Source organism: Sanguibacter suaedae (genome assembly GCF_016342785.1).
Lineage (GTDB): Bacteria > Actinomycetota > Actinomycetes > Actinomycetales > Cellulomonadaceae > Sanguibacter > Sanguibacter suaedae.
This window is the reverse complement of the sequence record NZ_JAEINH010000004.1, coordinates 26,272-47,086: the sequence shown is the minus strand read 5'-3', so window position 1 is coordinate 47,086 and position 20,815 is coordinate 26,272. Positions and strand designations below refer to the sequence as shown.

Sequence of the window (20,815 nt, the reverse complement as noted above, 5' to 3'; positions counted from 1 at the left end):
CCGACCTTCGCCCGCCCGTCGGCCGCGCGCCGCGGAGCGGATCCACGCCGCAGGACCGTAAAATCGTGCGGATGGCCACGTTCAGCGACTGGGTACGCGCTCGCTCCGACGAGCAGCTCGTCGCGCTGCTCGACCACAGGCCCGACCTCGCGTCGCCGTCGCCCGCCACCCTGCTGTCGCTCGCGGCGCGCGCCACGAGCCGCGCGAGCCTCCACCGTGCCGCGAGCACCCTCGACGCGGCCCACCTCGTGGTCCTCGAGTCCGTCGCCGTCCTCGGCGGGGCCGGCACCACCGTGACCGCGGACCGTCTCGTCGAGGCGACCGCGCCCGACGACCCCGCACCGGGCCACGCCGCCGACGTGCTCGCCGTGCTCGCCGACCTCGAGTCCCTCGCCCTCGTGTGGAGCCCCGACGGGACCGCGCTGCGCGTGGCCCCGGGCGTCGACGAGATCCAGGACGCCTACCCGGCGGGTCTGGGCCCGCCGGACCGCTCCCCCGAGCGCCCGGCCACCGCACCGCAGGAGGACGGCCCGGTCGACGCGGACGACGTCGAGGACGTCCTCGGCGCCCTGGACGACGCACCCCCCGGGGCCCGGAGCATCCTCGCCGCCCTCATGTGGGGCCCACCCGTGGGACGCGTGCCGAGCACCGCGGGCAGCCCCACGGCCGTCCCGACGAGGTGGCTGGTGCGGCACGGTCTCGTCCGGCACGCCGACGCCCAGCACATCCTGCTGCCGCGACACGTCGGGCTCGCCCTGCGCGGCGGCCGCACGCACCGCGGCCTCCCCCGCCCCCCGGAACCGCCCGCCGAGCAGCGCGCACGCCCCACGGTCGACGCCGAGGCCGTGCGCAGCGCCCAGGAGGTCGTCCGGTTCGTCACCGAGGTGCTCCTCGACTGGCAGGAGGTCCCGCCGCACGCCCTCAAGGCGGGCGGCCTCGGCGTCCGGGAGCTGCGACGACTCGCCCAGCGTCTCGAGACGGACCAGACGACCACCGCGTTCGTCGTCGAGCTCGCCGCCATGGCCGGTCTCGTGGCGGACGACGGCGACGACCCCGCGTCGTACTCGCCCACCCTCGACGCCGACGACTGGCTCGAGGCGGACGTCGCCCAGCGCTGGGCCGCCCTCGCCTCCGCGTGGCTGCCGTCCGCCCGCGCCCCCTGGCTCGTCGGCTCCCGCGACGACAAGGGCGTCCTGCGCAACGCGCTCGACCCCGAGCTCCACCGGTCCTGGGCTCCACGGCTGCGTGGTGAGGTCCTCGGTGTGCTGCGGTCGGCGCCGCTCGCGCCCCTGAGCGCGCACGACGTCCTCGCGGTCCTGCGGTGGCGGACACCACGATCGGTGCCGCCCGTCGAGACCCTCGCGGCGATCCTCCACGAGGCGCACCTCCTCGGTCTCACCGGGGCGGGCGCACTGGCCCCCACGGGCGACGTCCTCGCCGACGTGCCCGCCCAGACGGTCCCGGACGCCGGCGCGGTGACGGCCCTCGGGGAGCGGCTGGACGCGCTACTCCCCGAGGCCGTCGACGACCTCCTCCTCCAGGGCGACCTCACCGGCGTCGTCCCCGGGCGTCCGTCGCCGACGCTCGAGGCGCTCGTCGCCGAGTCCGCCGACGTCGAGTCGCGCGGTGCCGCCCTCACCGTGCGGTTCTCCCCCGCCTCCGTGACGCGTGCGCTCGACGCGGGCCGCACCGGCGAGGAGCTCCTCGCCGAGCTGGCCGCGCACTCCCCGACACCCGTGCCGCAGCCGCTCGAGTACCTCGTGCGCGACGCGGCCCGCCGTCATGGCCAGGTCCGCGTGGGGGCGGCGGCGAGCTACGTGCGGGTCGAGGACCCGGCCCTCCTCGCCGGGATCGTCGACGACCCGCGGCTGCACGCCCTCGGCATGTTCCGGGTCGCCCCCACCGTCCTCGTGGCCGCGGCGCCCATCGGGCAGGTCCTCGCCGCGCTGCGCGAGCGTGGCGTCGCTCCCGCGATGGAGGGCCCCGACGGGCAGATCGTCCACGCGGACCGGCGCACCCCCCGCGTCCGGGTCACGGGTCGGCGTGCTCGACGGCTCGTGCACGCCGCGCGGCCGGTCGCGGCGGTCCCGCCCGAGGTGCGGCGGGAGCGGCTCGCCGGTCTCGTCGCCGACCTGCGGCGCAGCACACCCCCGGACCGCCCCGTGCCGGACCCCGGGGCCGAGGACGTGGGGGGCACGCCGGACCAGGGCACGGCCGCGGACCGGTCGACCGGTCCACGTGCGGGTCGCTCCGGCGACCACGTCGGCGCGCACGGTGCCGGAACAACGGAGCCCGTCGTCGCGTTGGGCATGCTGCGCGAGGCCGCCGCCGACGGGCGGGAGGTCTGGCTCGAGATGGTGGGGGCGCACGGTGTCCCGCAACGCCGCCGGGTCCGCCCGCTCCGGGTCGACGCCGGGCGGCTGCGCGCCGTCGATGTCGCCCGGGAGTCCGAGCTCACCGTCGCGGTGCACCGCATCGTGGCCGTCGAGCACATCGCCCCCGAAGGGCCCGCAGCACCGCCCGAGGTGTCGGGGAGCGTCCCGCCCGCCGACCCGCCGCACGACCCGAAGGAGCCGCCGCATGCCTGACGGACCACTCATCGTCCAGAGCGACAAGTCCCTGCTCCTCGAGGTGGGGCACCCGCAGGCGGACGCCGCCCGCCGTGCCATCGCGCCGTTCGCCGAGCTGGAGCGCGCCCCTGAGCACATGCACACGTACCGGCTGACGCCGCTGGGGCTGTGGAACGCCCGCGCCGCGGGGCACGACGCGGAGCAGGTGGTGAACGTCCTCCTCGACTACAGCCGGTACACGGTGCCGCACGCCCTGCTCGTGGACGTCGCCGAGACGATGTCCCGGTACGGGCGCCTCCAGCTGGCGCAGCACCCCGTGCACGGCCTGGTCCTCCAGGCCACCGACCGCGCCGTCCTCGCGGAGGTCATGAAGTCGCGGCGCACCGCCGGCCTCCTCGGCGACCGGGTGGACGACGACACCGTCGTGGTGCACCCGTCCGAGCGCGGCCACCTCAAGCAGGTGCTCCTCAAGCTCGGGTGGCCCGCGGAGGACCTCGCCGGGTACGTCGACGGCGAGAAGCACGCCATCGACCTGTCCCCCACGGACCCCTCGAAGGGCGGCACCCCCTGGGAGATGCGCCCGTACCAGCAGCACGCCGTCGACGGGTTCTGGCACGGCGGCTCCGGCGTCGTGGTCCTGCCCTGCGGGGCGGGCAAGACGATCGTGGGCGCCGGGGCGATGGCCCGGTCCGGCACCACCACGCTCATCCTCGTGACGAACACGGTGAGCGCCCGGCAGTGGCGCGACGAGCTGCTGCGCCGCACCACCCTCACCGACGACGAGATCGGCGAGTACTCGGGCGCCCGCAAGGACGTGCGCCCGGTGACGATCGCGACCTACCAGGTGCTCACCACCAAGCGGAAGGGCGTGTACACGCACCTCGAGCTCCTCGACGCCCGCGACTGGGGCCTCGTCGTCTACGACGAGGTGCACCTGCTGCCCGCCCCGATCTTCCGCATGACGGCAGACCTCCAGGCACGACGACGGCTCGGCCTCACCGCGACGCTCGTCCGCGAGGACGGGCGGGAGGACGAGGTGTTCAGCCTCATCGGCCCCAAGCGGTACGACGCCCCGTGGAAGGACATCGAGGCCCAGGGGTACATCGCCCCCGCCGACTGCGTCGAGGTGCGCCTCACCCTGCCCGAGCGGGACCGCATGCTCTACGCGACCGCCGAGCCGGAGGACAAGTACCGGCTCGCGGCGTGCGCCCCGGGCAAGAACCGGATCGTGGAGCAGCTCGTGGCGCGGCACGAGGGCGACCCGACGCTCGTCATCGGCCAGTACCTCGACCAGCTCGAGGAGCTCGGCGAGCACATCGGGGCGCCCGTCATCACGGGTGCGACGACCGTCAAGGAGCGTCAGCGGCTCTTCGACGCGTTCCGCACGGGCGAGATCACGAAGCTCGTGGTGAGCAAGGTCGCGAACTTCTCCATCGACCTGCCCGAGGCGTCGGTCGCCATCCAGGTGTCCGGGTCGTTCGGGTCCCGCCAGGAGGAGGCCCAGCGGCTGGGTCGCGTGATGCGCCCCAAGGCCGACGGGCGCACCGCGCACTTCTACGCCGTCGTCTCCCGGGACACGGTCGACCAGGACTTCGCGGCGCACCGGCAACGGTTCCTCGCGGAGCAGGGCTACGCGTACCGCATCATCGACGCGGAGGACCTCGACCAGGCGACCGAGGACCACGTGGACTGACGGGACCGACGGGGACTTGTCCCCATCCACGTCCCGGGCAGGCACGACCTACCATCGGCACGAGTGCCCACCTGTCGTCGACCCGTGAACGTGAGGTCCACCGATGCCCCGCGACCGTCGAGGACTGCTCGTGAGCGCGGCGGTGTCCCGCGCCGTGGGGGTCGTGTCCGTCACCGTCCTCGCCCTCCTGTCCGCCGCGGTCGTCGCACCTCCCGGTAAGGCTGCGGAAACGAACAGCTGCAAGGCCGGAGGGTGCCCCTCGCAGGGCTACGCCGGCGAAGGATCCATCTCCGTCGTGGTCACCGGGACGGGTGTGCGGACGAGCAGCGGACCGACGACGACCAGGACGGTCTCCGTCCAGCCGCGGTGCTGGTACCAGGCGTACATGACGGGTGCCGAGTACTTCGCAGCATGGGAGCCGGGTGGCCCGCTCCACGAGAACGCGCGCCTGTACGGCGGCAGCTTCAAGCAGTTCACCGTGCCGCACGAGGGGCACGACGCCTACAAGGACGACGCCGAGGGACGGTGGTTCACCTACTCCTGCGATCATGCCCCGCGGGCGGGCGAGGAGTGGTCGGACGCGTCGCGCGAGATCAACGCCCTCCAGGACGCCCACGAGAACGCGATCTTCGTGCCTGCGGGGGCGGAGCCGCCGATGCCGGAGGTGTCGGTGGAGGTCCTGCGTGACGTCGCGGCGGACGAGATGACCCTGCCCGACCCCGTCGTGGGCTGGAACCCGCGCAGCGAGACCAACGACGCCACCGTCGTGGGCATCGACACCTGGGTATGGCTCGAGGACCCCGTCACCGAGCTCTACGTCACCGCCACCGCAGGCACCAACTCCGCCACCGTCACCGCGAGCTTCGAGACCATGACCCTCAGCGCACCCGACACACCCCCCACCACCTGCACCAGCCCCGGCACCCCCTGGACCGACGGCGCACGCTCCGACTGCACCATCGCCTTCGCCCGCTCCAGCGCCAATCGACCCACCAGGACCACACCCCTGACCATCACCACCGGCTGGGCCACCTCCTGGACCGCCAACGGCACCGACCAAGGCCCCCTCGACACCCAGACCACCACCGGCCAGGCCGACATCCCCGTCGCCGAGATCCAGACCATCGTCCAGTAGCACCCCGCTGCACCCGCGAACGTGAGGTTCCCGATGTCCCCTGACCCTGCGCGCATCCGCGCGATGCTGCTTCCCGCCGTCCTGGTGGGCGCGATCGCCCTGACCGGATGCAGCGACCAGGGGACCCAGCCGGAGCCTTCACCGACCTCGGCCACCGCGGACCCCGTTCCCCCTACCGAGACCCCCACATCGGAAGCACCCCAGGAAGGCGTCCTCGTCGACCACACCGACGAGAGCGTCGGGCTGGTCTTCAGCGACCTCCCGGACGTCAGCGGCGACGAGGCCGACATCCTCAACACCTACCAGCAGTTCGAGCACGAGGTGTGGTTCACCAACACGACGGCCTCCCTGTCGGAGACGGTCGCCGAGGTCACCACGGGATCGGTCGCGCCGTTCTTCCAGGAGCGCATCACCACGCTCACCAGCGGCGACCCCGCCGTCCTCGGAGGACGCACGATCTTCTCCTCCCTCACGGTGGAGGCGGTCGACGGCGACGTGGCACTCGTCACCTCCTGCGCAGACCGACGGGAGGTCACCGTCGAGTTCGCCGACAGGACCGTCTCCGCGCTCGAGGACGGGAGCAGCCCGACGTACGTGGCGCACACGACCGTCCTGAGGGAGTCGGGCACGTGGAAGGTGTCGGGGCACACCATCACCGTCGAGGACTGTTCGTGAGTTCGGTGGTGTCCCGTGCGTGCGTGCGCACGGTCGGGGTCGTGTCCGTCGCAGTCCTGGCCCTCCTGTCCGCCGTGGTGGCAGCACCTCCCGGTGAGGCGGCGGAAGCGGGCGGCTGCAAGGCCGGAGCATGCCCCTCGCAGGGCTACGCCGGCGAAGGGTCCATCTCCGTCGTGGTCACCGGGACGGGAGTACGGACCGGCGGTGGGACGACGACGACGACCAGGACGGTCCCCGTCCAGCCGCGGTGCTGGTACCAGGCGTACATGTCGGGCGCCGAGTACTACACCGCGTGGCAGGAGGGTGGCGAGCTCTGGGGACGATGGCAGCAGGGTGCGATCTACCAGGAGAACTTCTCGAGGTACGACGGGTACGAGGCGCACAAGGACGACGGCGAGGGCCGGTGGTTCAACTCCGTCTGCGACAGCCGGAGTCGAGGCGACGAGACACCGTCGGAGACCTGGGACGCCATCACGGCGATCTCGGAGTCGACCCCCCTCGCGGTCTTCGTGCCTGCGGGGGCGGAGCCGCCGATGCCGGAGGTGTCGGTGGAGGTCCTGCGTGACGTCGCGGCGGACGAGATGACCCTGCCCGACCCCGTCGTGGGCTGGAACCCGCGCAGCGAGACCAACGACGCCACCGTCGTGGGCATCGACACCTGGGTATGGCTCGAGGACCCCGTCACCGAGCTCTACGTCACCGCCACCGCAGGCACCAACTCCGCCACCGTCACCGCGAGCTTCGAGACCATGACCCTCAGCGCACCCGACACACCCCCCACCACCTGCACCAGCCCCGGCACCCCCTGGACCGACGGCGCACGCTCCGACTGCACCATCGCCTTCGCCCGCTCCAGCGCCAATCGACCCACCAGGACCACACCCCTGACCATCACCACCGGCTGGGCCACCTCCTGGACCGCCAACGGCACCGACCAAGGCCCCCTCGACACCCAGACCACCACCGGCCAGGCCGACATCCCCGTCGCCGAGATCCAGGTGATCGTCGAGTAGCCCCCTGCCCACCGGACTCGCGGGGGGGGCGCGCTGCGTTGCGCTCCTCCCGCCCGTGGTCGAAGATCACAAGGTGCTCCCGACGTCGCCCCCTGCCCCCCGCCCCGCCTCCAGGGACGCCGGGCGACGCACCGTCACGGTCGTCTCGCTCCTGCTCGTCCTGGTCTGGGCCGTCCTGGCACCGGCCGGCACAGCACACGCCGCGGACCCCCTCGACGTCCCCTCCGCCGTCACCGACCAGGTCGGTGTCCTCGACGACCCGGACTCCGTGCAGGCCGCCCTCGACGGACTCCGCGACGACACCGGCCTCCAGCTCTTCGTCGCGTTCGTCGACGACTTCGGCGGGCTCGACAACGAGACGTGGGGCGACCGGACCTTCGAACGCTCCGGCATGGGGACCGGCGACGTCCTCCTCGCCGTCGCCGTCGACGACAGCCGCTACGTCATCACCGACAGCACCCGCTCCCCGCTGAGCGACAGCGACCTGGACGAGGTCGCGAGGGCCGTCGAGGAGGACCTCGCCCAGGGCGCCTGGGACGCCGCCGCCGTCACCGCGGCCGAGGAGCTCCGCGCAGCGGACGGCGCCGGCGGCACCGGGTCGGGTTCGGGTGCGGGTTCGGGCGGCAGCTTTCTCACCGTCCTCCTCGTTGCCGGGATCGGTGCGATCCTCCTGGTCCTCCTCCTCACCTGGCGGTCCAGCTCCAAGCGGACCTCGCTCACGCAGGCGCCCCGCGACGAGCTCTCCACCCTCCCGACCGACGAGCTCAACCGTCGCGCGAGCAGCGCGCTCGTCGCCGTCGACGACGAGCTCCGCGACGCCGAGCAGGAGCTCGGGTTCGCCCAGGCACAGTTCGGGCACGACGCCACCGACCCGTTCGCCGCAGCCCTCACGGCGGCGAAGGAGCGCGTCACCAGAGCATTCACCCTCCGGCAGCAGCTCGACGACTCCACACCGGAGGCCGAGCCCCGCGCTCGTGCCCTCATGGCGGAGATCATCGCCCTGTGCGCCGAGGTCACCCAGGACCTGGGTGAGCACGCCGCGCAGCTGGACGCCCTCCGCGACCTCCAGGCCGACGTCCCCCGGGTCCTCGCCGAGACTGCCGAACGCGTCGCCGCCCAACGTTCTCGGATCGCCCCCGCGCGAGGCACCCTGGGGACGCTGTCCATCACGTACCCGGCCACGGCCCTCGCGTCGGTGACGCCCAACCCCGACCAGGCCGACCGGCTCCTCGACGCGGCCCTCGCGTCCGTCGAGAGCGGCCGTGCCGCCGTCGAGCAGGGCGATCGCGCCACAGCGGTCGCGCACTCCCGGGCCGCCACCCACGCCGTCGGTCAGGCCGCCCGGCTCCTCGACGCCGTCGACTCCGCAGGGGCGGACCTCGCGAGCGCCGGGCAGCGTCTCGACGCGGCCCTCGCGTCCATCCAGGCCGACCTCGCCGACGCGCGCACCGTAGGCGCCGACGACCCTGCCGTCACGACCGCCGCGACCGCCGCCCAGGACGTCGTCGCCCAGGCGCGGACCGCCCGGTCAGGCGGCGACCCCCTCGCCGCCATCCAGGCGCTCGGCGACGCCGAGGCCGTGCTCGACGCGGCGCTCGCGCCGTCGCGCGCACTCGCCGAGCAGCAGGACCGCGCGCGCACGCTGCTCCGGGACGCCCTGGGACGCACCGAGTCCCACGCCCATGCCGTGAGCACCTACGTCGACACGCGCAAGGGTGCCGTGGGGCCCGAGGCACGCACACGCCTCTCCGAAGGGTTGCGGCTCCTCGCGGACGCCCGGTCGCTCCAGGGCGACGACCCCGTCGCGGCGCTCGACCGGGTCCAGCACGCGGAGCGGCTCGTGCACGCAGCCCAGCAGATCGCCCAGGCCGACGTCGGGCGCTGGGAGGACCAGCGTCGCGGCGGCGGTGGCCTCGGTGGGGGCAACGATCTCAGCGGGATGGTCCTCGGGGGGATCCTCATCGACTCCATCCTCCGCGGGTCCGCCGGCAGCCGCGGAGGTGGCTTCGGCGGAGGGTTCGGCGGCGGGTTCGGCGGAGGCGGCGGCCGCAGCCGCGGTGGGGGCTTCGGCGGCGGGAGCAGGTCCCGCGGAGGACGCTTCTGACGAGCCCCCGTCGCACGCAGCACATCGGACGATCACGACAACGCATCACCGACGAGAGGTACTCCCATGGCACAGAAGCAGAGCATCTTCGGGCGCGTCGCCCAGCTGGCGAAGGCGAACATCAACTCCCTTCTCGACAACGCCGAGGACCCGCAGAAGATGTTGGACCAGCTGGTCCGCGACTACACGAACAACATCGCGGAGGCCGAGGACGCCGTGGCCGTGACCATCGGCAACCTGCGGCTCGCGGAGCAGGACTACAACGAGGACGTCGCGAGCGTCCAGGAGTGGGGCGGCAAGGCCGTCGCGGCGTCGCAGCGCGCCGACCAGTACCGGCAGTCCGGCAACACGGCCGACGCGGACAAGTTCGACAACCTCGCGAAGATCGCCCTGCAGAAGCAGATCGAGGCGGAGACCGAGGTCCGCCAGGCGGAGCCGCAGATCACCTCCCAGCGCGAGACGGTCGAGAAGCTCAAGTCGGGGCTCGCCCAGATGAAGGACAAGCTCGGTCAGCTCAAGTCCCGCCGTGACTCGCTCGTCGCACGCCAGCGCACCGCCGAGGCGCAGCAGTCCGTGCAGGGTGCCATCAGCTCGATCAACGTCCTCGACCCGACGAGCGAGCTCTCGCGCTTCGAGGAGAAGGTGCGCCGCGAGGAGGCCAGGGCGATGGGCCAGGCGGAGATCGCCGCGTCGTCCATCGACGCCCAGTTCGAGGAGCTCGAGGCGTCGAGCGCGCAGATCGAGATCGAGGCGCGGCTCGCAGCCCTCAAGCAGGGCAGCACCGCGGGCGCACCGCAGATCAGCCCCACCCCCGTGACGCCGGAGATCGAGCAGCGCTGACGCCGGGCGTCGCCCGCCCCGGCGCAGCGGCGCCGGTCTCAGGCGGGCACGCCGTGCCCTGTACGGTCGCGGGCCTCGAGGACGTGCGCCGCGAACGCCGCGGCGAGGTCGGACCCGGCACGTGCGATCCGCTCGGAGGCCTCGTCGATCTCGGCCAGGACCGTCGCGGCGTCCACGTCGTCGTCCTGGGCCCAGAGCGCCACGAGGTCCCGGTCCGCCTCGGGGTGGAACTGGACGGCGAGCGCGGACCCGATCCTGAAGGCCTGGAACGGGTACATGTTCGACGACGCGAGCCACACGGCGTCGTCGGGGAGCTCGCTCACGGCGTCGGCGTGCATGGCGGGGAAGACGCTCGCGCGCTCGCCCGCCGCGGCGACGGCGCGTGCGACCGGTCTGACGACCGGGTCGTCGGAGGCCTCGGGACGCCAGAAGATCCGTGCGGCGCCCGCCTCACGCCCGGGGGGTGCGTCGACCTCGACGCGTCCTCCCGCGGCGACGGCGAGGAGCTGGGCGCCGAGGCACACGGCGAGCGTGGGCACGCCGCCGTGCGCGGCGTCGAGGAGGAGGGTGCGCAGGGCGGGCAGCCAGGGGGCGACCTCGTCGTCGTGGGCGGACATGCGCCCGCCGAGGACGAGGAGGCCTGCGCCGAGGTCGGCGAGCGCCGGCAGGGCGTCACCGTCGTACGCGCGCACGACCCGGACCCCGATCCCTGCGGACGCGAGGTGCGTCTCGAAGGACCCGAGGGGGACGTCGTGGGAGCTCTGGACCACCGTGATCGTTGCTGAAGTCATCTCGTCATCCATGGTGCGTTCCGGGGGGCGGGAAGCCCGCACGACGGCCGGCGACGACGGCGACCGCTCTCACGCCACGCGCGAGCTCATGACGAGAAAGTAGCCCTTCGGGCGCGCGGACCCAAACGACGAGGTCACCGTCCGGTCACCGGGCGTCCACCGGCTGTCCACCCGCCGCGGCGTGGTCCGGGGTCCGCGCGGCGGCCCGGCGCAATACAGTGGTGGCATGTCCGGCTCAGAATCGCGCTCCCCGCGCCCCACGTACCTGCTCGTCGACGGCGAGAACATCGACGCAACCCTCGGGATGAACGTGCTGGGCCACCGGCCCAACCCGGAGGAGCGCCCCCGCTGGGACCGGATCGCGGAGTTCGGCGCGTCGCTGTGGGGCCAGCCCGTCACCCCCCTGTTCTTCCTCAACGCGTCGTCCGGGCAGATGCCCATGCCGTTCGTCCAGGCACTCCTCGCCATGGGGTACCGGCCCATCCCCCTCGCGGGCGCGAGCCACGAGAAGGTCGTGGACATCGGTATCCAGCGCACCCTGGAGGCCATCGCCGAGGTCGACGGCGACGTGCTCCTCGCGAGCCACGACGGTGACTTCCTCCCGCAGGTCGAGGCACTGCTCGACGGCGAGCGCCGGGTGGGCATCCTGTGCTTCCGGGAGTTCGTCAACGGGCGCCTCGGCGAGCTGGCGAGCCGTGGGCTCGAGTTCTTCGACCTCGAGGAGCGGGTGGGTGCGTTCACCACGCCGCTGCCGCGCGTGCGGATCATCCCCATCGAGGACTTCGACCCGCTGCGCTACCTCTGACCTGCGGCGCGGGCCGGGCCGTCGTACGGTCCGGCCCTGCGTCCAGCCACCGCACAGGCGACTCCCAGACTGGCGTCGCACACTGGTGGCATGACAGAACCCGAGGCACGGCTGGTCGTGGTCGACGACGAGCCGAACATCCGTGAGCTGCTCGCCGCGTCGCTGCGCTTCGCCGGTTTCGAGGTGCACGCAGCCGACGACGGCGCGAGCGCGCTGAAGCTCGTGAGCGACCTCGAGCCGGACCTCGTGGTGCTCGACGTCATGCTCCCTGACATGGACGGGTTCACGGTGACGCGGCGCATGCGTGACCGCGGCCTGCTCATGCCCGTCGTGTTCCTCACGGCGCGCGACGACACGCAGGACAAGGTCACGGGCCTCACCGTGGGCGGCGACGACTACGTGACGAAGCCGTTCAGCCTCGAGGAGGTCGTGGCGCGCATCCGGGCGGTGCTGCGCCGCACCCAGCCGGCCCCGGTGGACGACGCGGTGCTGCGCTTCGCGGACCTCGAGCTCGACGAGGACTCCCACGAGGTCCGGCGCGGCGGCCGCACCGTGGACCTGTCCCCTACCGAGTTCAAGCTCCTGCGGTACCTCATGCTCAACCCGGGCCGCGTGCTGTCGAAGACGCAGATCCTCGACCACGTGTGGCAGTACGACTGGGGCGGCGACGCGAACATCGTGGAGTCGTACATCTCGTACCTGCGACGCAAGATCGACCACGCGCCCCTGCCCGACGGGACGCAGCCGGAACCCCTCATCGCGACCAAGCGCGGCGTCGGGTACCTCCTGCGCCAGCCGTCGAGGTCGCCGTGACGCTGCCGCCCGTGCCACCCCCTCCCGGGCCGGGAGCGGGGGCGCCGGCGGGACCGGTGGCGGACCTTCCCGCCGGTAAGCACGTGGGCCCGCTCACCGCGCTGTGGGCGCGGACGCCGCTGCGGGTCCGCCTCGTGGGCATCGTGACGCTCGTCCTCCTCGCCGGGCTGGGCATCGCGGGGGTGCTCGCCACCACGCTGCTGTCGCGGTCCCTCGTGGGCCAGGTCGACGCCCGCCTGGCCGAGACGGCGGAGGCGCTGGCCGACAACCCCTTGTCCGTGCTCGAGCCCGGCGGTCTGCCGAGCGACTTCTACATCGCACTCTTCCCGTCGGAGCCGCAGTACGAGCCGTGGCGGCAGATCCAGAAGGAGACGCAGCTCGCGTACGGCGAACCCCAGCTCACGTCGTACACCTTCACGGAGGAGAGCCGTCCGGAGGGGCCCTTCAGCATCGGCGCCGTCGACGTCTTCGGGAGCAACCCGCGGGGGGACTGGCGCGTCGTCGCCCTGACCCCGCGGGACCCGACCGGGGCACGTCTGGGGACCTTCTACGTCGGCCTCCCTCTGGCGGGGACCGAGACGACCGTGAAGACCCTCACGCAGCTGCTCGCCCTGAGCGCGGTGCTCATCACGGCCTTCGGGGCGGTCGTCGGGTACGTGGCCGTGCGGGGGTCGTTGCGCCCGCTGCGGGACATCGAGCGGACCGCGGCGGCCATCGCCGACGGGGACCTGGGCCGTCGTGTCCGGCAGGCGCCCACCACGACGGAGGTGGGAAGCCTCGCGCACTCCCTCAACGTCATGCTCGCCCAGATCGAGCAGGGGTTCGCGGAGCGGGAGGCGTCGGAGGCGCGGATGCGCCGCTTCGTGTCCGACGCGAGCCACGAGCTGCGCACCCCGCTCGCGGCCGTGCGTGGCTACGGGGAGCTCTACCGGATGGGGGCGCTCACCACCCCGGAGTCGATCACGGACACGATGCGCCGCATCGAGGACTCCGCGTCACGGATGGGCGCGCTCGTCGAGGACCTGCTGCACCTGGCCCGCCTCGACGAGGGCCGCGAGCTGCGCCGTGAGCCGGTGGACCTCGCGGTCCTCGCGGCCGACGCGATGAGCGACCTGCACGCGCTCGACCCCACGCGGTCGGTGCGGCTCGTCCCGCTCGACGCGCAGGACCGCACGGGTCCGTGCCTGGTCGTCGGCGACGACGACCGGCTGCGACAGGTCCTCGCGAACCTCGTGGGCAACGCCGCGCGGCACACCCCGCAGGGCACGCCCGTCGAGGTGGCTCTCGGTTACACGACCACGGGTGGCGTCCGCACCGGCGTCCTCGAGGTGCGGGACCACGGCCCGGGCATCCGGGCGGACCAGGCGGACCGCGTGTTCGAGCGGTTCTTCCGCCTCGACTCGTCCCGGAACCGGGCGTCGGGTGGCTCGGGGCTCGGGCTGGCGATCGTCGCCGCGATCGTCGGCGCCCACGGCGGGAAGGTCGCCGTCTCGGCCACCGACGGCGGTGGTCTCACCGTACGGATCGAGCTCCCTGCCGCGTCGGTGCAGGTCGGGGACGACTGACGTCCCGTCCCACCGGGTGCGGCCGCGGACGGGCCGCGGCCTCTCCGGACGCGCGCTACCATTGCGGGCTGTCAACGACCTCCCGTGAGGGCTCCGCTCCCACCCGTCGAAAGCTGGTCCATGCTTCCTGGAAACACGGACGCCCCGCAGTGGCTCCTGTCCTCCTGGGTCCGGAGCTGTCGGGCGGTCGGAGCGACCGCGACCGAGGCCGGGCTCCAGGAGGTCGGGAGGGCGCTGCTGGACCGCTGGAGCGGACCGGGCCGGGTCTATCACACCGTCCGTCACCTCGCTGACGTCCTGAGCAAGGTCGACGAGCTCGCCGAGGAGACGCACGAGCCGGACGTCGTGCGCCTCGCCGCCTGGTACCACGGTGCCGTGTTCAGCGCGGCGTCCAAGGACGCGTACGCGTCGCACGGCGGCGAGGACGAGGTGGCGAGCGCGGCCCTGGCCCGCGAGGAGCTCCGTGGGCTCGGCGTGTCGGAGCGCGACACCGACCGGGTGAGCGAGCTCGTGAGCGCCCTGGTGCGGCACAAGTCCCTGCCCAACGACTTCGACTGCGCGGTCCTGTGCGACGCCGACATGGGTGTCCTCGCGACCGAGCCGCAGCGGTACAAGGCGTACCTCGCGGACATCCGCAAGGAGTACGAGCACATCCCGGTGCGCGACTACCTCGAAGCACGCAAGCGCATCGTCACGAAGCTCCTGGGCCGCGAGAACCTCTACGCGAGCCCGCTCGCCGCGTGCTGGGAGGAGGCCGCCCGGCAGAACCTCATCGCCGAGTCGGCGAGGGTCGACAAGGAGCTCCGGAAGCTCGACGCCTCCTAGATCGGCCGAGTCGGCCAGAGCGAGTCGCCCACAGCCTGGGCAGGCTGTCGCCCTTCCACACCGCGGCGAGGAGGGCACCGTCCCACCTCCGCGCGACACCTAGCGTCGGCCTCCGGAGCACCGGGCAGACCGCCAGGTGCGCAGCGGCACCTCGCGGTGCCCGGACAGGAGGAACGCATGAGCACGTTCGGTGTGGACGTCAGCCAGGTCACGAACGCCAGCGTGGCGGTGAGCACGTCCGTCACGACCATCCGCACGGAGGTCGCCGCGATGATGCGGCACCTCACGGACCTCCAGAACTCCTGGACCGGCTCCGCGTCCCTCGCGTTCGGCGGGGTGGTGGCCCAGTGGCAGACCACTCAGGTCCAGGTGGAGAGCGGCCTCGACGCCATCACGGCGGCCCTGTCCCGCACGGCCACCACCTACGACGACGCCGAGACGGCCGCGAAGTCGAACTTCACGCTCTAGGCGAGCGCCGGCAGGACGGCCTCCTCCCGGATGAGAGGATCCGGAGGTGACCGTCCTGCTCGACTCCCCCCTCTGGCCCCGCCACGACCGCCTGTGGGGCCACCTCGTGAGCGACACCTCCGTCGAGGAGCTCCACGCCTTCGCCGACGCCGCCGGCATCCCCCGGCGCGCGTTCGACCGCGACCACTACGACGTCCCCGAGGAGCGCTACCCCGAGCTCGTCGCCCTCGGCGCGGTCCGGGTCGAGCGACGGGAGATCGTCCGACGCCTGCGCGCCTCCGGCCTGCGTGTCACGGCCCGGGAGCGGCGCTCGTCAACCCCGGGCCGCTGAGAGGGGCGACGCGGACCCGTGGCGTCAGGCGCTCCGGTACACCCTGACCTCCCACGGGCCGAGGCGCGACGGCGGGTGATCCGCGCCGAGCGAGGCGTCGTTCGACAGCACGAGCTCGTGATGCCCCCAACCCTCCAGCAGAGGGACGTCCAGAGGCTCACCCGAGACGTTCGCCGCCACGAGCAGCTGCTGTCCGTCGAGGGTCCGCGTGAACGCGTACAGGCGCGGATGGTCTGCCTCGAGCATCTCGAAGTCGCCGAGCGCGACGACGGGGTCCTCGTGGCGCATCGTCACGAGCCGCTGGTAGTGCGCGAAGACGCTGCGGTCCGACGCACGGTCCGCCTCGGCGTTGATCGTCACGTACCTCGGGTTCGCCGGGATCCACGGCTCCCCCGTGGTGAAGCCGGCGTGCGGGGAGTCGTCCCACTGCACCGGGGTGCGTGCGTTGTCCCGGCTCATCCGTCGCAATCCCTCGAAGACCTCCGCCGCAGGCCGCCCCTCCTCCTCGACCTTCTCCCGGTAGTAGTTCACGGACTCGACGTCCCGGAACTCGTCCACGGACACGAACGGCACGTTCGTCATGCCGATCTCCTCGCCCTGATAGACGAACGGCGTGCCGCGGTGCAGGTGGAGGACCGTGACCCAGAGGGTCGCCGACTCGTAGCGGTACTCCTCGTCGTCACCGAACCGCGAGACCAGGCGCGGCTGGTCGTGGTTGTTCAGGTAGAGGCTGTTCCACCCGACGTCCGCGAGGCCCTCCTGCCACCGACCGAGGGACTCCTTGAGGGCGACGAGGTCGAACGGCTGGGGATCGAACTTGTCCTCCCCCTGGTCGAGGGACACGTGCTCGAACTGGAAGACCATGTCGAGCTCACGACGTGCAGGGTCCGTGAACAGCCGCGCCTCGTCGACGTCGACCCCGGGCATCTCACCCACGGTGAGGAGCTCACGGTCACGACCGGCGAACACCGCCTCGTGCATCTCCTGCATGAACTCGTGCAGGCGCGGGCCCATGATGAAACCGAGCCCCGTCCCCCGCTCGTCGTCCTCGCCGTCGATGTGCTCGAGCCGCTTGGAGATGAGGTTGATGACGTCCATGCGGAAGCCGTCGACCCCACGGTCGAGCCACCGGTTCATCATCGCGTAGACGGCCTCCCGGACGTCCTGGTTCTCCCAGTTGAGGTCGGGCTGCTGCCTCGCGAAGAGGTGGAGGTAGTACTCCCCGGTCCGCTCGTCGAGGGTCCACGCGGGGCCGCTGAACGCCGAGCGCCAGTCGTTGGGCGGTCCGGAGGTCCCGTCCTCCGCCACGCGCGGCGCACGCCACCAGTACCAGTCGCGCTTGGGGTTGTCGGTCGACGACCGCGACTCGACGAACCACGGGTGCTCGTCGCTCGTGTGGTTGACCACGAGGTCCATCACCAGCTTCATGCCGCGGTCGTGCGCCTCTGCGAGCAAGGCGTCGAACTCCTCGAGCGACCCGAAGAGCGGGTCGATGTCCTCGTAGTCGCTGATGTCGTACCCGTTGTCGTGCTGCGGCGACGGGTAGATCGGCGACAGCCACAGGACGTCGACGCCGAGGTCCGCGAGGTGGTCGAGCCTCGACCGGATCCCGCCGAGGTCACCGATCCCGTCCCCGTCGGAGTCCGCGAAGCTCCTCGGGTAGATCTGGTAGACGACCGCGCGCGTCCACCACGCGGGCGGCTCGTCGGCGAACGGGACGGAGGGGACGCTCTGCTCAGCCATGCACACGAACCTCTCACGGACGAGCGACCGCTGCACGGGCGCCGCCACGGCTCGCCCACCGGGCCGGGAACGACAGCAGCGGCCCCTCCCTCGGAACGAGGAAGGGGCCGCTGCTGGTGGTGGGGAGGTGCCTCAGGCACATCCCGCCGGGGAAGCGTGGATCAGAAGTCCATGCCGCCCATGCCGCCGCCGTCGCCACCGGGCATCGCCGGCGCCTTCTCCGGCTTGTCCGCGACGACTGCCTCGGTGGTGAGGAACAGCGCCGCGATCGAGGCGGCGTTCTGCAGAGCAGAACGGGTCACCTTGACCGGGTCGTTGACGCCCGCGGCGAGCAGGTCCTCGTACTCGCCGGTCGCGGCGTTGAGGCCGTGGCCCGACGGGAGGTTGCGGACCTTCTCCGCCACGACGCCACCCTCGAGACCGGCGTTGATCGCGATCTGCTTGAGCGGCGCGTCGATCGCGAGACGCACGATCGAGGCACCCGTGGCCTCGTCACCGACGAGGTCGGTGAGAGCGGAGGTCTCGAAGGCGAGCTTGCCGGCCTGGATGAGGGCGACCCCACCACCGGCGACGATGCCCTCCTCGACGGCAGCCTTCGCGTTGCGGACGGCGTCCTCGATGCGGTGCTTGCGCTCCTTGAGCTCCACCTCGGTCGCGGCGCCGGCCTTGATGACCGCGACACCACCGGCGAGCTTGGCGAGGCGCTCCTGGAGCTTCTCGCGGTCGTAGTCGGAGTCCGACTTCTCGATCTCGGAGCGGATCTGCTTGACGCGCCCGGCGATCTGGTCCTGGTCGCCCGAGCCCTCGACGATGGTCGTCTCGTCCTTGGTGACGACGACCTTGCGGGACTGGCCGAGCAGGTCGAGCGTGGCGGTCTCGAGCTTGAGGCCGACCGTCTCGGAGATGACCTGGCCACCGGTGAGGATCGCGATGTCCTGGAGGATGGCCTTGCGGCGGTCGCCGAAGCCCGGTGCCTTGACGGCGACGGACTTGAACGTGCCACGGATCTTGTTGAGCACGAGCGTGGCCAGGGCCTCGCCCTCGACGTCCTCGGCGATGATGAGGAGCGAGCGACCGGCCTTCATGACCTGGTCGAGCAGCGGCAGGAGGTCCTTGACGTTCGAGATCTTGCCCTCGACGAGCAGGACGTACGGGTCCTCGAGGACCGCTTCCTGACGCTCGGGGTCGGTCTCGAAGTAACGGGCGAGGAAGCCCTTGTCGAAGCGCATGCCCTCGGTGAGCTCGAGCTCGAGGCCGAAGGTGTTCGACTCCTCGACGGTGATGACGCCTTCCTTGCCCACCTTGTCGAGGGCCTCGGCGATGAGCTCGCCGATCGCGGGGTCACCGGCGGAGATGGCGGCGGTGGCGGCGATCTCCTCCTTGGTCTCGATGTCCTTGGCGGCGGTGAGCAGCTGCTCCGTGACGGCCTCGACGGCCTTCTCGATGCCGCGCTTGAGGGCGATCGGGTTCGACCCGGCAGCGACGTTGCGCAGGCCCTCGCGCACGAGCGCCTGGGCGAGGACGGTGGCGGTGGTGGTTCCGTCGCCGGCGACGTCGTCCGTCTTCTTGGCGACCTCCTTGACGAGCTCGGCGCCGATCTTCTCGAACGGCTCCTCGAGCTCGATCTCCTTGGCGATGCTCACACCATCGTTCGTGATGGTGGGCGCGCCCCACTTCTTGTCGAGGACGACGTTGCGACCCTTGGGGCCGAGCGTGACCTTCACGGTGTCGGCGAGGACGTTGAGTCCGCGCTCCATACCGCGACGGGCCTCCTCGTTGAAGGCAATGATCTTTGCCATTGGGCTGTGATCCTCCGCTGGTGGCGTGTGGGTGGTCGGGCGGCGCCCGCGACGGACGGTCCTGGGCTGCGGCGTTCATGTCACGCCGTGGTCCGGAACCTCACCGGCCGACCGGTCGTTCTGTCACTCTCCTACTGAGAGTGCTAACGCCATTATTGGCACTCTCGACCCGAGAGTGCAAGACCGACGGGCCGGTGTGACACGCCGAGGCGCACACGTCGGACGAATAGGGACGAGCGTGGCGCGCTACTGTGCTCGCGTGACAACCGAACCACCGCCGGGGTCCGCTCCGGACGTCGCCCCCACCCGCACACTCGGGACCGCCTCCAAGGCGTGGCGGCTCGTCGCCGTCGTCGCGGCGCTCTCCGTCCTCACGACGTCCCAGTTCCTGCGGAGCAACGACTTCTTCCCGCTCGGCTCGCTCTCGCAGTACGCCAAGGGCACGGACCCCGACGCCCCCGTCCGCTCCACCGGGATGACGGCGCTCACGACCGACGGCACGGAGGTCGAGGTGTCGCTCAACGCGCGCGGCGTCGGCGTCGAGCGCGCCGAGGTCGAGGGCCAGGTGCAGCGCATCGTCGACGACCCGTCGCTCCTCGAGGCCATCGCGCGCGGCCACGCAGGCCTGCACCCGGACGAGCCGCGGTACGTGCACATCACCATGCACCGCACGTCCCAGGAGATGCGCGACGGGACCCCCACCGGGGAGTCCACGCGCGAGGTCCTCACCGAGTGGACCGTGCGCGACGAGGAGGCCCGCCAGTGAGCGTCGTCCGGTGGTGGTTCTCGCCCGTCCCCCTCGCCCGCGTCGCGGTGTTCCGCGCGATCGTCTACGTGTTCCTCGTCTGGTCGGTGCTCTTCCTCACCAACGACGTCGTGGGGCACGGCTACGCGGCCGAGCTCTACCAGCCGACGCTCCTCGGTCGTGTCCTGCCCTTCCCCGAGCCGTCGGTCCCCGTCGCGTACGGCCTGCTCGCGATCATCGTCGTCGGCTCCTTCGTGGCCGCGTCAGGGCGCCTGCCGCGGGCCGCCGGCTGGACCGTCGCCGTGGCCCACACCAGCTGGATGGTCAACACGCAGGGCTTCGCCTACGTGTCGCACGACCACATGGCCCTCATGATCGCCGTCATCCTGCTCCCCACCATCGGTCGCGCACGGTTCGACGACACGACCACGTCCGAGTCGGCGGGCTGGGTGTTCCGGTGCATCCAGGTGGCCACGGTCGCCACGTACGCCGGGTCGGCGCTCGCCAAGGTCATCTACAACTCGAGCCTCACCGCGTGGGCGAACAGCTCGATCTTCTCGTGGGCCGTCATGCGGCGCGGGTCGTTCCTCGTCGACTGGACCCTCCAGGTCCCCGTCGTCCTGCGCGTCGGGCAGTGGGGCGTGTTCCTCCTCGAGGTCCTCACCCCGGTCGTGTTCTGGCTCCGGGGACGCTGGCAGGTCGGCATGATCTGCCTGTTCTTCGCCTTCCACCTCATGACGTACGTCGCGCTCGGCATCCACTTCCTGCCGACCATCGTCTGCTGGCTGACGTTCTTCCCGTTGGAGCGCCTCGTCCCGCACGCCCGCACGGCGTGGCTGCGCGCTTCGGGCCGCGTGGCGTCCTGGCGACCGGCGCTCCAGCAGTCCTGAGCGCGGACGC

The 20,815-nt window shown here is 72.2% G+C and carries 18 protein-coding genes; 15 read left to right on the top strand and 3 right to left on the bottom strand.

The window, feature by feature from the left end; genetic code table 11:
- The first annotated feature begins 71 nt into the window (after positions 1-71).
- From JAV76_RS05955 to JAV76_RS05925, 7 genes are all read left to right on the top strand, one after another.
- Positions 72-2,588 (top strand): helicase-associated domain-containing protein, encoded by a 2,517-nt coding sequence (locus JAV76_RS05955; RefSeq protein WP_198733121.1) that lies wholly within the window; start codon positions 72-74, stop codon positions 2,586-2,588.
- Positions 2,581-4,263, top strand: coding sequence for a DNA repair helicase XPB (locus tag JAV76_RS05950; protein WP_198733120.1), 1,683 nt, complete (start codon positions 2,581-2,583; stop codon positions 4,261-4,263). Before JAV76_RS05955 ends, JAV76_RS05950 begins: the two co-directional genes overlap by 8 nt.
- A gap of 103 nt (positions 4,264-4,366) precedes the next feature.
- Positions 4,367-5,398 carry a hypothetical protein gene (locus tag JAV76_RS05945; RefSeq protein WP_198733119.1) on the top strand — a complete coding sequence of 344 codons (1,032 nt, stop codon included), beginning with the start codon at positions 4,367-4,369 and terminating at the stop codon, positions 5,396-5,398.
- Between the two features lie 33 nt (positions 5,399-5,431).
- Positions 5,432-6,073: a hypothetical protein gene (locus JAV76_RS05940; RefSeq protein WP_198733118.1), complete on the top strand. Its 642-nt coding sequence runs from the start codon at positions 5,432-5,434 to the stop codon at positions 6,071-6,073.
- A gap of 41 nt (positions 6,074-6,114) precedes the next feature.
- Positions 6,115-7,086 carry a hypothetical protein gene (locus JAV76_RS05935; protein WP_198733117.1) on the top strand — a complete coding sequence of 324 codons (972 nt, stop codon included), beginning with the start codon at positions 6,115-6,117 and terminating at the stop codon, positions 7,084-7,086.
- Positions 7,087-7,141: 55 nt separating this feature from the next.
- The gene (locus JAV76_RS15085) at positions 7,142-9,190 is read left to right on the top strand and encodes a TPM domain-containing protein (RefSeq protein WP_198733116.1); all 2,049 of its coding nucleotides are present in this window, start codon (positions 7,142-7,144) and stop codon (positions 9,188-9,190) included.
- A 66-nt stretch (positions 9,191-9,256) separates the two neighbouring features.
- Positions 9,257-10,030 carry a PspA/IM30 family protein gene (locus JAV76_RS05925; RefSeq protein WP_198733115.1) on the top strand — a complete coding sequence of 258 codons (774 nt, stop codon included), beginning with the start codon at positions 9,257-9,259 and terminating at the stop codon, positions 10,028-10,030.
- A 38-nt stretch (positions 10,031-10,068) separates the two neighbouring features.
- Here the strand turns inward: JAV76_RS05925 and JAV76_RS05920 are convergent, their stop codons facing one another.
- The gene (locus JAV76_RS05920) at positions 10,069-10,821 is read right to left on the bottom strand and encodes a type 1 glutamine amidotransferase (RefSeq protein ID WP_230401937.1); all 753 of its coding nucleotides are present in this window, start codon (positions 10,819-10,821) and stop codon (positions 10,069-10,071) included.
- A gap of 226 nt (positions 10,822-11,047) precedes the next feature.
- On the opposite strand from JAV76_RS05920, the gene JAV76_RS05915 reads away from it, so the two are divergent.
- From JAV76_RS05915 to JAV76_RS05890, 6 genes are all read left to right on the top strand, one after another.
- On the top strand, positions 11,048-11,626 hold the full coding sequence (locus JAV76_RS05915) for an NYN domain-containing protein (protein WP_198733113.1): 579 nt from the start codon (positions 11,048-11,050) through the stop codon (positions 11,624-11,626).
- A gap of 90 nt (positions 11,627-11,716) precedes the next feature.
- The gene (locus JAV76_RS05910) at positions 11,717-12,439 is read left to right on the top strand and encodes a response regulator transcription factor (RefSeq protein WP_198733112.1); all 723 of its coding nucleotides are present in this window, start codon (positions 11,717-11,719) and stop codon (positions 12,437-12,439) included.
- Between the two features lie 11 nt (positions 12,440-12,450).
- Positions 12,451-14,004, top strand: coding sequence for a sensor histidine kinase (locus JAV76_RS05905; RefSeq protein ID WP_307844019.1), 1,554 nt, complete (start codon positions 12,451-12,453; stop codon positions 14,002-14,004).
- A 120-nt stretch (positions 14,005-14,124) separates the two neighbouring features.
- Positions 14,125-14,829, top strand: a complete 705-nt coding sequence (locus JAV76_RS05900; RefSeq protein ID WP_198733111.1) for an HD domain-containing protein — start codon at positions 14,125-14,127, stop codon at positions 14,827-14,829.
- A 177-nt stretch (positions 14,830-15,006) separates the two neighbouring features.
- Positions 15,007-15,297 carry a WXG100 family type VII secretion target gene (locus JAV76_RS05895; protein ID WP_198733110.1) on the top strand — a complete coding sequence of 97 codons (291 nt, stop codon included), beginning with the start codon at positions 15,007-15,009 and terminating at the stop codon, positions 15,295-15,297.
- A gap of 46 nt (positions 15,298-15,343) precedes the next feature.
- Complete coding sequence (locus JAV76_RS05890) at positions 15,344-15,628, top strand: DUF4031 domain-containing protein (protein ID WP_198733109.1); 285 nt, start codon at positions 15,344-15,346, stop codon at positions 15,626-15,628.
- Positions 15,629-15,652: 24 nt separating this feature from the next.
- Here the strand turns inward: JAV76_RS05890 and JAV76_RS05885 are convergent, their stop codons facing one another.
- Entirely contained in the window at positions 15,653-17,371 is a 1,719-nt protein-coding gene (locus JAV76_RS05885; RefSeq protein WP_198733108.1) for a glycoside hydrolase family 13 protein, read from the bottom strand.
- Between the two features lie 161 nt (positions 17,372-17,532).
- Complete coding sequence (gene groL, locus JAV76_RS05880; protein WP_198733107.1) at positions 17,533-19,170, bottom strand: chaperonin GroEL; 1,638 nt, start codon at positions 19,168-19,170, stop codon at positions 17,533-17,535.
- Positions 19,171-19,429: 259 nt separating this feature from the next.
- On the opposite strand from groL, the gene JAV76_RS05875 reads away from it, so the two are divergent.
- A complete protein-coding gene (locus JAV76_RS05875) occupies positions 19,430-19,936 on the top strand; it encodes a hypothetical protein (protein WP_198733106.1) in 507 nt (168 codons plus the stop codon).
- On the top strand, positions 19,933-20,805 hold the full coding sequence (locus JAV76_RS05870) for an HTTM domain-containing protein (RefSeq protein ID WP_198733105.1): 873 nt from the start codon (positions 19,933-19,935) through the stop codon (positions 20,803-20,805). Before JAV76_RS05875 ends, JAV76_RS05870 begins: the two co-directional genes overlap by 4 nt.
- The last annotated feature ends 10 nt before the right edge of the window (positions 20,806-20,815 follow it).